Source organism: Chroococcidiopsis sp. SAG 2025, from assembly GCF_032860985.1.
Taxonomy (GTDB): Bacteria; Cyanobacteriota; Cyanobacteriia; order Cyanobacteriales; family Chroococcidiopsidaceae; genus Chroococcidiopsis.
Map to the genome: position 1 here is coordinate 5,006,282 of NZ_JAOCNC010000001.1, position 11,844 is coordinate 5,018,125.

Here is an 11,844-nt window from a genome sequence, read left to right on the forward strand (position 1 = left end):
TCAAGCGTACATTTTATCCTCTAGGGAGTTAGCAACATGTTTTTGGTTACGGGAGCAACAGGAGGAATTGGCAGGAGGGTGGTGCGATCGCTCCGAGAACGGGGAATGCCCGTGCGTGCTTTTGTGCGTCTGCTATCTCGCTATAGTGAGTTAGAACATCGAGGCGCAGAAATCTTTATCGGCGATCTGCAAGTCGATCGAGATATTCAAAAAGCTTGTCAGGGAGTACAGTACATTGTTAGCGCTCACGGTTCCGATGGCAATGCCTTCGCCCTAGACTACCATGCCAATATTGAGTTGATCGACCGAGCTAAAGAACAGAAAGTACAGCACTTTGTTTTTATCTCTGTCTTAGGAGCAGATCGCGGTTATGAAGATGCACCAGTATTCAAAGCAAAGCGTGCTGTAGAAAAGTATTTGCAAGCAAGCGGAATTAATTATACAATTTTGCGTCCAGCCGGACTTGCCTCTAACCTCCTACCATTGGCAGAAAGATTTCGGCAAACAGGAATTTATTTACTAGTTGGTGATGGCAAAAACCGCACTTCTATTGTTAGTACTGACGATTTAGCACAAATGATTGTTAACTCATTCATGCTTCCAGAAGCGCGTAACCGAACTTTCTCGGTTGGAGGAGCGGAAATATTACAACGGCAAGATGTACCGCACATTCTCGGTAAGATTTTCAATATCGAGCCAATTATTATTAATCCTCCCTTACTTGCGGTAGACGGATTTAGAACTGTAACGGGTTTGTTTAATCCTTCCTTGCAAAAAGCTTTAGGCACTTTCCGCACTTTACTAGACAACGAATTTTTCTGCACTCGCGAAGAAATTACTCAGTTAGAGGAAATCTATCATTTAAAAATGGAAAAGCTAGAGAGTTTTTTACGGCGCTATTTAGCAATCTGAGTGAAAGTCAAAAGTTAAAAGTCAAAAGTTAAAAGGTAAATTGCCGACTCCCAATCTCCCACTCCCACTTCCAACGTCCCTTTCTAGCATCGTTCTAGCAGGGGGTAAAAGTTCGCGGATGGGACGGGATAAAGCTCTACTTCCAGTTGATGGCGTACCGTTGTTGCAAAAAGTGTGCGAAGTAGCAATTGCACTATGCGATCGCGTCTACGTTGTAACTCCTTGGCAAGAGCGCTATCAGCATTTGCTTCCTGTTGGGTGTGAGTTTATTAGAGAGCAGGGAGGGGAGCAGGGAGCAGGGGACAGGGGACAAGGGGACAAGGGGACAAGGGGGACAAGGAAGCAATTCTAGTCACCAGTCACTAGCCGCCAGCAACTCACCAATTACCAATAGCCCTTTAACGGGCTTTGCCCAAGGATTAATTCACGTACAAACGGAGTGGGTGCTGTTACTGGCGTGCGATTTGCCTTGCTTGCAGTTGGAAGTGTTGCAAGATTGGGCGCGCGAACTGGCAGAAATGCCGAAGGAGGCGATCGCGCTACTCCCACGCCATCCTAAAGGCTGGGAGCCTTTGTGCGGTTTCTATCGTCGCAGTTGCCTTACTACCCTGGAAGAGTATATCGAGCAGGGTGGGCGCTCTTTTCAGCGGTGGTTGGCGCAACATCCGGTTCAACCCCTATCCCATTTCGAGCCTTCGATATTATTTAACTGCAATACCCCAGCTGACTATGCAACCGTGTCACAGGGGGATTGAGCGTGAGCGCTTTCGGTTGAGAAATGCCATAACCTTGAGCGTAATCAACTCCTAATTGGCGCAGCTTGTCTAAAATAAACTCATCTTCCACAAATTCAGCGATGGTCTGAATACCCATAACGCTAGCAATTTTAGCGATCGCTGCTACCATTTCAGCAGCGATCGGGTCAGAGACAATTTCCCGTACAAATACCCCATCGATCTTTAAATAATCTACAGGTAAATTTTTCAGATAGGCAAAGCTAGACATGGCGCTACCAAAGTCGTCTAGGGCAAAGCTACAGCCTAGCGCTTTGAGTTGGCGCATTACGGCTGCGGCTTTCGCTAAATTCGTAATGGCTACAGTTTCCGTAACTTCAAAACAAATTAACTGGGGACAAATCTCTGTGAGAGCAAATTGCTCTTGAACAAAAGAAATAAACTGTTCGTCATTTAGCGTTGCACCAGATAGATTAACTGCATAAACATGAGGCAGACGAGCAGTTGAGGACAGCATTAAGTGACGAAACAAAGTTTGAATCACCCAGCGATCGATCCGGTGCATTAAATGGTAGCGTTCGGCAGCAGGAATAAATGCCATCGGCGAGACTAATTTTCCCGTCTCATCCTCCAGCCGCAGCAACACTTCACAGTGATGTGGCAATCCAACGCTGGTCGGAGCGATCGCGGCAATGGGCTGATAGAATAAGCGAAAGCGGTTGTCTTCCAATGCTTGAGGTAGGCGCGTCACCCATTGCATTTCTCCTTGTTGAATGGCAAGTTCGGTGTCGTCGAGTTGGTAGACGTGGACGCGGTTACGCCCTTTGTTTTTGGCAACGTAGCAAGCAGCATCGGCAGCACTTAAGACGCTAGCAACACTAGGAGTATTAATATTGATTTCTACTAGACCAATGCTGACACCAACGGTAAAGGTTTTGTCTTGCCAAACGAAGCGATAGTCGTTGATTTGCTGCCGCAGCAGGCTAGCAATCTGAGTTGCTTGTTCTAAAGGACACGAGTAGAGCAGGATGCCAAATTCATCTCCACCTAAGCGGGCTAGAGTATCGGTTTTACGTAATTGAGTCGGTAGCAAGCTGCTAATATGACGCAGCAGCATATCTCCGGCTGCATGTCCGCAAGTATCGTTGATAATTTTGAATTGATCGAGATCGAGGTAACAGAGGACGTGCTGGATGCTGCCATTTTGGGCGCTGTGGACGGCGGTAGCCAAGCGTTTCTCAAATTCTCGTCGGTTGTAGAGTTCGGTTAAGGGGTCGTGGCTGGCTTGCCATGCTAGTTGTCTCGCCATCGTGTTGGCTTGAGTGATGTCGCGAAACACTAAAATGCTACCGATCAGTTGGCGATCGCTAGCATAAATCGGTGCAGCTGAGTGATCGATCGCGAATTCCGTCCCATCCCGTCCGATTAACAAGGTGTTGTATGAGGATTTGACAATCCGACTTTCATCTAAAACTCGCTCTACGGGATTGTCTAATGTCTCCCGCGTAATTTCATTGACGATCTTGAAGACACAATCGAGGGGTAGTCCTCTAGCTTGTTCGCCATCCCAACGGGTGAGTTTTTCTGCTACAGGATTGAGCGATTGAACGTAACCCTCTGCATCTGTGGTAATGACGGCATCGCCAATTGAGTGTAACGTCACTTGTGCTAGTTCTTTTTCACGCGAGAGAGCAAGTTCGATCCGCTTGCGCTCGTTAATTTCTCGCGTTAGTTCTAAGTTGGCAGCTTCAGCGATTTTTGCCCTGACGAGGGCTTCTTCTGCTTGTTTGCGGGCGGTGATGTCGTGTTGTACGCCCCAAACTCGCACTAGGTAGCCATTTTCGACAATACCGATGAGATTGTTGAGAAAGTAGTGGAGATTACCGTGGCGATCGAACTCGCACAATTCAGCATCTACCAGGCGATAGCCAGAACTGATGAAGGCGCGAAAAAACTCTATATTAGCGGGAATGGACTTGGGTAAAAATTCACCGATCCTAGCTCCTAACATCTCACCTACACTGGCGTAACCGAACATACGTGCCAAGACTTCGTTGCATTCTGCGAGATAGCCGTGCTGGTAAAAGTCATTGACTTGTATCTCTAGAGCAGCTTGAATTGCTACTGGTCGCTCTAATTCACAACGCCAAATACCTTCGGAGCTTTGGGCGAGAAATACGCGATAGCGTTCTTCACTTTTCAGTAGTGCCGCTTGAGATTGGTTCAGCTGAGTTAGCATCCAATTAATCGTACTGGCTAGACAGGCTAATTCGTCGTTACCAGGTATTTCAACGCGGGAACGCAGGTCACTACTAGCACCGATTCGGCTGACATCGCTGCTTAAACGCGCTATGCGCGACAGGACTAATTTTTCTAATAGCAGTAAAGTCGTGACGCTAAAGACCAAACCAACCAACAACAACAACCACACGAGATAACGAACGCTGAGTTGTCCGCGTTGGTAGATCTGCCTTGGTAAATTTACGCGCAAGATTGCGGCTGGATTCCCTTCCATATTTCGCAGCATCGCGTAGCCAGCAATCGTACTTTCATTTAGCGATCGCACGAAGACTTGCTTGTCTTTAATTAAAGTTTGCTCTGCTCTTTGGAAGTCTAAGGGTATGGGCGGATGGTCTAATCGCTCTAAGGCAATATCGAAGTGAGTCTTTGCTGCTAGCTGCTTGACATCCAGATAGCGTCCCATGACGAGAATGCCGCGATTGGGACCTTTGCCTTCACTAGTTAAAATTTGCCGCACGGCAATCAACATCAGTCCTTCAGGTAGCTGCAACAGCCCCATTTGCTGTCGCTCGTCATTATCTGGTTGTAGTAGAAATTCTGGTTGTTGGAAGTATTTCTGTAGGCTTTTTGGTACTGGTAAAGCCTGTTTTGTATAGGGCGTGATGAAGCCATTATAAACTATCCGTCGATCGCGGCGACGGATATACATAATTAGATCGAGATTCGATCTTACGAGCGAAGCATAGTTAAATGCGTTTTGAAAATATTCAAGATTGCCAGTTTCAATATCGGTATAAGTGCCGTCCCACTCTGCCTCGTCGCCATTCATGATGTTTAATTTGTTCAGCTCATCATTGTATGCTTGTACGATGCGGCGGACATTTCGATCGGCATCCTGTTCTTCCACTTGGGTAAACCCATCTAATAAAATTGTTTTGGAAGTGCTATACAGCGCTACAAATAGACTGAATAGCGTCATGCCAGTAATGATTAATGTCTTTTTACGCAGCGTCATAAGATGGCATAAGCAGCAATGGTTGACTGGACTTGGCAAGCAATTTAACAATCTCACCTCGTTTCTGCACGACTTGCAAGCAGTGAGGTTGAGTATGCTGCTGACGAGATGAGCGAGACTGTACAGCTAAAATGGTTGCTACTGACTGCAAGAGTGATATTTTTCTAGGACTCATTTTCTCTTCCCAGTAAATTGCAACATAACCCTAGCCTCTAGCATCAACTGATAAAAGTAATAAAAAAGTACATAGTTTTTAATTTTTGCTGTTGACTTGAAAATTTTAACTTCAATAGCTACCTGATGCCTCTTCATTAAATTCGATTAAAAACAAGTCGTCAAGCTCAATTCAACCAATGCTATTTCATTTAAAGTCGAGCGCGCTAATAATTGCAATTTGTAAAGAAAATTTTTGATTATGCAGTCAAACTTGAGATTTTTTAAAATGAATCCTTGTTTGAATCGAAAATCCAAAAGTCTGAAGCAAAAAACAGTCGAAAATTAGTCCTGAGTAGCTGCTGTTGGAGGTTTAAGTAGTTATTATGCATCGGCGATCGTGCTAATTGCCATAGAGAAAAGCTTAATTTTACTCTTCTTTGCACAAAGAATTGCTTAAATCTTAGTTAGAAAAAATAATTACTGTAAATCTCTGCACGGATTGCCAATTGGGTATAAAAAATATCTCAGTTAGTCCTAGGAAACGGAGTAGCGATCGTTACAAGGACTCCTGCCTTTATGCATATTTTCATCTACGATTCTGATGAAATTCTTACTAACATAAAGTGTTAGCTAACGATTTATTTCTACTCAAAAACTAGAGGTTTACCATCTTCCAAAACATTTCCAGGCTGTGCTAATTTAAGCCGTAAATCTTTTGGTAAGCCAAACATACCTGTATGACTCACAGCATCGTATGCTTTGAGCTTGTTAGCTAAATTGCGCTCGCCTATCCTCTGCTCGATCTCACCATGACTCAAATTAGCAGGGTCAATATTATTGGTAGCAATAATAAATCCCCACGTACAAGCAAAAGAGGGAATAAATATAGAATAGCTGCGGACGATAGGAAAGACACTATGAATAGTCCGCCGAATTGTAGCGTGTTCCGTCCATTTCAGAGGCGAAAGAGAAAATCCTTGGACTACCATTACCCCCGATTCTGAGAGTCGCTGCTGACAAAGGAAATAAAACTGTTTGGTATAAAGTGCGATCGCGGGTCCCTCTTCTAAAGCATCAGTAATATCAAGGATAATTACATCAAACTTAGCTTCTTGCTGTGCCAAATATGCGCGACCATCAGTATGTAACAATTCCAATCGCGAATCGCTAAAAGCACCTTGATGCCAAGAAGGAAGTTTTTGCTGACAGAATTCCACCAATTCTCGATCTAAATCCACCATCACCAAAGATTTGACGTTGGGATGCTTCAAAACTTCTCGCGGTGTTGCACCTTCCCCGCCACCAATAATTAATACCCGTTGCGGATCGGGATGAATCACCATTGCTGGCTGTACCAACGCCTCATGATATAGATACTCATCGACCTCAGCCGATTGAATCGTATCATCCAACACCAGCACGTCACCGAAAGCTGCTGTTTTGGCAAATTCCATCGTTTGAAATTGAGTCGATTTAGCCTCCATACCTCCAACTCGCCGCAACAGGCGAATTTCATCTGAGGTTGTCTGATCGCTCAGCCAGCTACTAAATTCTAGACTCATGTTTGATGGACTCCTGATGTCTATTTTTGTAGTGGCGCACGGCTGTGCGCCACTACTATTTCCGACTCACTTTCTCAGCATTAATGGCAACTGCGACGCTTGAACGATCGCCGGATCGGATCTTTCGTGCAATTGCTTGGAAACCCATTTCGGTCGCCAGAGTGTTTCTAATACTTCACCAAAGGGTACGACATCTAAATCACCACAGGTAAAAATATCTAAGAAACAAGCTCGGTATTCTGGATATGTGTGAATGCTGGCGTGAGACTCGGAAAGCATTAACACAACCGAAACGCCGCAAGGTTCAAATTTGTGCTTGAGATGCGCCACAATGGTAGCTCCTACTGCACTAACTGCTCTGACCATATCGCGTTCGATCTGTTCTAGATCGTCCATGTCAGCTTCACAACCAGAAAAATTCAGCAGCAAATGCCGACCGTAAAAATCGAATCGCTTTTCCATAGGGCTAATCTCTTTCTTTACAAAAAATTGTTCTTCCCGAAAACGGTAGTATCACCGCCTGTTAGAGTGTTTGTTGGTTTATGCAAAATTTAGCTAGCAAACATTAGCTATGTAGATTTTCAGCATCGCAAGATGGTCAGCTTGAGATGTTGCAAAATGTCGCTAGCGGCTTTAATCCCAGATAGGGCTGCTCCTTCCATGTAGCCTTGCCATTCATAGAAAGAATTTGTGTGTTCCCCTGCAAAAAACAGGTTGTCAACTGGCTTGCCTTCGTTACCGCAAATCGTGGTAAATTGCCCTGGCTTGTAACAGGAGTAGCTACCTTGGGCGAGGGGGTTAGCAGTCCAGTTTTCTAGATGTACGAGGAGATCGCCAGCACGATCGCGTGTTGCTTGGGCGATCGCCCCAGGATAAACTTTTTCCAAATCTTTCAAAAATAGGTGCGCTTCTGTTTGCACGCGATTGAGATCGAGCGTCGCTCCCCTTCTACCACTAGAAAAGTCTACTAATATGGCGCGATCGCGACTTGCTCCAGTTGGGTTTGTTTCCCAAGTGGTTTGATGGTGGGACAAATTAGAGTATGATGCACCGCTACTGCCACGATCTGCCCAAGGACGACCGTTAAAACCCAGCATCATTTTGGCGTGAGTTGCTTGATCGAGTTTATCAATTGCTTCCCGCTTCCAATCTGGTAGTTCTAGGTTTGCGTCTAGTTCGACTTGACGCAGTAGTGAAAAAGGAATTGCTAATACTACGGCATCGTATGCAACATCAATCGTGCGATCGCCGTTGTCGAAAGTGACTTCTATGCGGTTTGTTGAATTCTTGCGTACCCTCACCAGTCTCATCCCCAACTCAATCTGTCCTTGGAGTTCTTGACTTAATCCTCGGACGATTTGCTCGTTACCCTCAACGATGTGATAACGCTCGTCACTAAAAATTTGAAAGGGAGAAGCTTGTGATGTTTCAATGTCTCGTACCACCAACAAAAAATTCAGACAGCTTTGTTCTTCCAACTCCAGCCCATATTCTGCCATATAGGCTGCATTCATTGCAGCCTTAATTGTATCTCCTACTTGGCGTTTTTCTAGATATTCCAATAAATTGATTTGGTCAAATCGTGCATCCGCTGACGTAAAGCAATCTACAGTTGGTGTGGCGGATATTTCTTGTAGATCTCGGGTTATTTCAGCTAGAAACGCTTGATATTCTTCTAAAATCGCTGACTGAGTGTAATGCTGTCTGTTGAAATAGCAAGCGAATTCTCCTGGCTGCTGAGACGCGTCTTCCAGCGTCAGTTGAAATTGTCGCGCCCAGCGCAGGATAGTTTTGTTTTGGCTATCGATCAGTTCTCCACCCCGTTCGATGACTTGGTGGGGAAATTTCGCGGCTCCAGGGAATGTTTTACCGAGCGAATAGCAACGTCCGCCGACGCGATCACTCGCTTCGTAAATTGTGGCAGAGATCCCTTGCTGTTTTAGTTCGTAGCCACAAGCTAAACCTGCCAATCCCGCGCCTACAATGCCAATTTTGACATCTCGCTCCCCCTGAGGCGAAACGTAAGAGCGCTCTAGCTGCATCGCCACGTTCCCCAGAGCTGTTCCCGTTAGTTGGGTTTCTCTTTCCCGTACCGTGGATTGAGCAGCACTGGCTTGCATCTGAGCTATCTGTTCGATACCCTGACTGATTGAGAGATGATTTTTTTGGGCGTAAAGTCCGATTTTTATAGCACGTTTAAGGTCTTGAAACAATAATGAACGACCCATAGATTTTTTTTAAAGTTTGATTGAAGTTGTTTAAGTACGATCGCGCTTTGACTGGTGGCTGTAGTGGCGATCGGGAAAACACGTTTAATTTTACTGCCCTGTCAAAATTTTTTATGGTACTTAATTTAGATGAAGCGATCGCTGAAGCATCTGCTTAGTATTCTCCTGCACTCAAAAGAATAATTCCGGCAACAATCAAAGATACACCAAATAGGTTGCCATGAGAATAGCTTTCGCGAAAAAGCAAAGCTCCGACTAAAAATGCCAAAATAAATTCTAACCCAACCACGAAAAGATAGGTGACTCCTAAACTAGAGTCGTTCATGGCTATGGCTTCAATACTAGCCCCGGCAATTAAAAAGAAGTAAACTAGCAAACTAGGTACGAGTTCAGATAGTCCCTTGGAAAGTTTCATATACATTCCACCCAAGGTATAAGCAAATGCGGCAACTAACACCATCATTAAATACATAAACTCGCTCCTTTAAACTTGAAATTTTACAATCAGACATTTTTTGTTGTTTTATAGCCTAGTGAATTCAGCTATATCTGTTATTTTTACTATCAAATAAATTGACTTATTTGCATAAAAGCTTCGCACTCTTATATTGCGTTAATACTCAATAACTGCCAAAAATCTTTCGGATTTTTTTAAGTTTTTCAAAATCCTTAAAAAATATATATTAGATTCATTATTGGAACCACAGTATTTTTACGGGCAATAGTTAAAAACAAGCTGAACTTTAAGAAAAACTTGCAAGTCGATTCAGTGAAAATGCCGATTTAACGAAATACTGAACTTCCACGGACTGCAAAAACGATTGTGCGACTGGAAATCAGCTACTAATTACGGATAAGTAAGATGCTAAATCTGATTATCTTCATAGAGATTTGATACTGAACCCCTTTAGTAGCGGTAGCTTCAGCAGAACGGTTTTGAGCTAGTTTTACAAGAAGAGAGTTGTCTATTCCTAGTTGCTGACAGTTATGAATTTATAATTTCTTTATGTTTGAGAAGGTTTAAATCTGGTATTCACTAACTTCGATTGGCAACTTATTAGTTGTTCTTATTAGAGTTAAAAAATAATTTTATGAGTAATACAGTTAATTACCTAAAATTTGCTGTACGACTTATAACGAGAGTTGATATTGTTGCTGTCTCTAGCTATACATTTAGCATCGATTAACAATGCTGGTACAGCCTGGTCATAGTAATTACATAGTTGAAAAAAGGCGATTTTAAAGCTGCAAGTATTCAGTGTTCTGCTTTTTGTTTTCTTGCAGTGAAACTTAAATCTTTCTAAAGACTCACAGATATCGGTCTTAAGATAGGCGATCGCTACTTAATAAATCTGACTGACGAGCGATGTTAGATCTCTCGTTCATCCTACAAGCTATACGTATAAATACTTTACATCCTGCTTATAGTAGAAATTACGAGTAGTTTTAGTAGGAGATTGATATGAGCATCGAAAAAAGAGTTGAAGCAGTTGCTAAGAACGTTGAAGGTAAAGCTCAAGAAGCGATGAGCGAGCTGACAGGCGATCCCAAAGATAAGTTGGAAGGACAAGCAAAACAAGAGGATGCAGCCACAATGCACGCTCAAGAAGATGTTAAAGATAAAGCTAAAGATTTCATCGACAAAACTTTTTAAGTGTCAAACTGTCAAGAGTTAGGCGCGATTGGAGTTGGCAAGGGATCGAGTTGTCTCTTGCCTTAATTTATTGGGAGTCGGTAGGGGCGGGTTTCTAAACCCGCCCGTACAGGAGTCGGGAGTAGAGGGACAAGGAAGACAAGGGAGAGGGGGGAGACAAGGGGGAGTCGCCCAGCTGAGGGAGAAAGAAATTTACAATTTCCATACCCTACACCCTACACCCCACACCCCACTTACCACTAGTCACTGTCAACTGACAACTGATAACTGACGATCAAGTTGTTCGATCGCGCGATCGAGTAGTTCTAACCCCTCAGTCACAGATTCAATAATGCTGAGTTGACCACGTAATTCAGCTGCCCCGTTAAAACCTTTGGCGTACCATGTCATGTGTTTGCGGGCTTGACGCACGCCGCGATCGCCCTTGTACTCCCACAGTGCTTGAAGATGTTCTCTAGCACATTGCAAGAGTTCGACTGGTGTAGGAGACGGTAATTCTCGTCCTGTCTTGAGAAAGTAATCTACTTCTCCAACTAAAAACGGATAGCCTAGCGTCCCTCGCGAACACATCACCCCATCTGCACCTGTCTGTTCCAAACACTTCACTGCTGCTGCTACCGAAAAAATGTCGCCATTGCCAATCACGGGAATTGACAACACTTCCTTAACCCGTGCAATCCATTCCCACTTCGCCGCACCATTGTAGCCTTGGGCGCGGGTACGCCCGTGAACGGTAATCATTTGCACCCCCGCATCTTCCATCCGCTTGGCAAAGTCTAGGATAGTTATTTCTTTATCCGTCCAACCAATGCGAGTTTTTACCGTCACTGGTACATCGACGGCTTGCACCACAGAACGGACAATCGCTTCCGCAACTTCTGGTTGTCGCAACAGCGAAGAACCACCACCATTTTTAGTAATTTTATTGACCGGACAACCCATATTAATATCGACTGTATCTGCTCCCTCTTCAACAGCTTTGATGGCTGCTTCTGCCAAAAAGTCAGGGCGACAGTCAAATAATTGAATGCTAATTGGTTTTTCCTGCGGTTCTACCTCCATAATTTTAGGCAGCTCTTTGACATAGTGCAGCCCGGTGGCATTCACCATTTCGGTGTACATCATTGACTCTGGAGCATAGCGGCGCACTAAACGGCGAAACACTAAGTCAGTTACACCCGATAGCGGTGATTGTAAGACTCGACTATTGACTTCAAACGAGCCGATTTTAAGAGGTGTTGAGAGTCTAGCTTGCAAGCTAGGAGATAGAGCAACCATAGGAACGAAAGGAGTTAGAGTTTCTACTTTAACGATAAAGAGTATTCATTTCGCGCGATCGCGC

General features: G+C 44.2%; 10 protein-coding genes and 1 pseudogene. 5 read left to right on the plus strand and 6 right to left on the minus strand.

Annotation, left to right across the window (positions count from 1 at the left end):
* The first annotated feature begins 36 nt into the window (after positions 1-36).
* The gene (locus N4J56_RS24620; RefSeq protein ID WP_317108835.1) at positions 37-912 is read left to right on the plus strand and encodes an SDR family oxidoreductase; all 876 of its coding nucleotides are present in this window, start codon (positions 37-39) and stop codon (positions 910-912) included.
* Between the two features lie 118 nt (positions 913-1,030).
* Positions 1,031-1,667 (plus strand): annotated as a pseudogene (locus N4J56_RS24630) (molybdenum cofactor guanylyltransferase).
* Here N4J56_RS24630 and N4J56_RS24635 read toward each other — a convergent pair.
* The 4 genes from N4J56_RS24635 to N4J56_RS24650 all read right to left on the minus strand — a co-directional run bounded on the left by N4J56_RS24635 (position 1,618) and on the right by N4J56_RS24650 (position 8,848).
* A complete protein-coding gene (locus tag N4J56_RS24635) occupies positions 1,618-4,902 on the minus strand; it encodes an EAL domain-containing protein (protein ID WP_317108838.1) in 3,285 nt (1,094 codons plus the stop codon). The pseudogene N4J56_RS24630 and the gene N4J56_RS24635 overlap by 50 nt on opposite strands.
* Positions 4,903-5,702: 800 nt before the next feature.
* On the minus strand, positions 5,703-6,620 hold the full coding sequence (locus N4J56_RS24640; RefSeq protein WP_317108839.1) for a fused MFS/spermidine synthase: 918 nt from the start codon (positions 6,618-6,620) through the stop codon (positions 5,703-5,705).
* Positions 6,621-6,686: 66 nt separating this feature from the next.
* On the minus strand, positions 6,687-7,082 hold the full coding sequence (gene speD, locus N4J56_RS24645) for an adenosylmethionine decarboxylase (protein WP_317108840.1): 396 nt from the start codon (positions 7,080-7,082) through the stop codon (positions 6,687-6,689).
* A gap of 119 nt (positions 7,083-7,201) precedes the next feature.
* Entirely contained in the window at positions 7,202-8,848 is a 1,647-nt protein-coding gene (locus N4J56_RS24650; RefSeq protein WP_317108841.1) for a flavin monoamine oxidase family protein, read from the minus strand.
* Positions 8,849-8,868: 20 nt separating this feature from the next.
* On the opposite strand from N4J56_RS24650, the gene N4J56_RS24655 reads away from it, so the two are divergent.
* Positions 8,869-9,006: a hypothetical protein gene (locus N4J56_RS24655; protein WP_317108842.1), complete on the plus strand. Its 138-nt coding sequence runs from the start codon at positions 8,869-8,871 to the stop codon at positions 9,004-9,006.
* Here N4J56_RS24655 and N4J56_RS24660 read toward each other — a convergent pair.
* On the minus strand, positions 9,003-9,320 hold the full coding sequence (locus tag N4J56_RS24660; RefSeq protein ID WP_317108843.1) for a DMT family transporter: 318 nt from the start codon (positions 9,318-9,320) through the stop codon (positions 9,003-9,005). The genes N4J56_RS24655 and N4J56_RS24660 overlap by 4 nt on opposite strands.
* 990 nt (positions 9,321-10,310) lie before the next feature.
* Between N4J56_RS24660 and N4J56_RS24665 the strand changes: the two genes are divergently transcribed.
* Entirely contained in the window at positions 10,311-10,502 is a 192-nt protein-coding gene (locus tag N4J56_RS24665) for a CsbD family protein (protein WP_317108844.1), read from the plus strand.
* A 28-nt stretch (positions 10,503-10,530) separates the two neighbouring features.
* Complete coding sequence (locus N4J56_RS24670) at positions 10,531-10,773, plus strand: hypothetical protein (protein WP_317108845.1); 243 nt, start codon at positions 10,531-10,533, stop codon at positions 10,771-10,773.
* Here the strand turns inward: N4J56_RS24670 and dusB are convergent.
* The gene (gene dusB, locus N4J56_RS24675; protein WP_317108846.1) at positions 10,752-11,780 is read right to left on the minus strand and encodes a tRNA dihydrouridine synthase DusB; all 1,029 of its coding nucleotides are present in this window, start codon (positions 11,778-11,780) and stop codon (positions 10,752-10,754) included. The two genes, N4J56_RS24670 and dusB, sit on opposite strands and share 22 nt — an antisense overlap.
* Positions 11,781-11,844 lie beyond the last annotated feature (64 nt).

Excerpts from the sequence above, each read along its gene's own strand:
- N4J56_RS24620 (WP_317108835.1), top strand. The coding sequence starts at position 37 with ATGTTTTTGGTTACGGGAGCAACAGGAGGAATTGGCAGGAGGGTGGTG.
- N4J56_RS24635 (WP_317108838.1), bottom strand. The coding sequence starts at position 4,902 with ATGACGCTGCGTAAAAAGACATTAATCATTACTGGCATGACGCTATTC.
- speD (WP_317108840.1), bottom strand. The coding sequence starts at position 7,082 with ATGGAAAAGCGATTCGATTTTTACGGTCGGCATTTGCTGCTGAATTTT.
- dusB (WP_317108846.1), bottom strand. The coding sequence starts at position 11,780 with ATGGTTGCTCTATCTCCTAGCTTGCAAGCTAGACTCTCAACACCTCTT.
- N4J56_RS24650 (WP_317108841.1), bottom strand. The coding sequence starts at position 8,848 with ATGGGTCGTTCATTATTGTTTCAAGACCTTAAACGTGCTATAAAAATC.
- N4J56_RS24660 (WP_317108843.1), bottom strand. The coding sequence starts at position 9,320 with ATGTATTTAATGATGGTGTTAGTTGCCGCATTTGCTTATACCTTGGGT.
- N4J56_RS24640 (WP_317108839.1), bottom strand. The coding sequence starts at position 6,620 with ATGAGTCTAGAATTTAGTAGCTGGCTGAGCGATCAGACAACCTCAGAT.
- N4J56_RS24665 (WP_317108844.1), top strand. The coding sequence starts at position 10,311 with ATGAGCATCGAAAAAAGAGTTGAAGCAGTTGCTAAGAACGTTGAAGGT.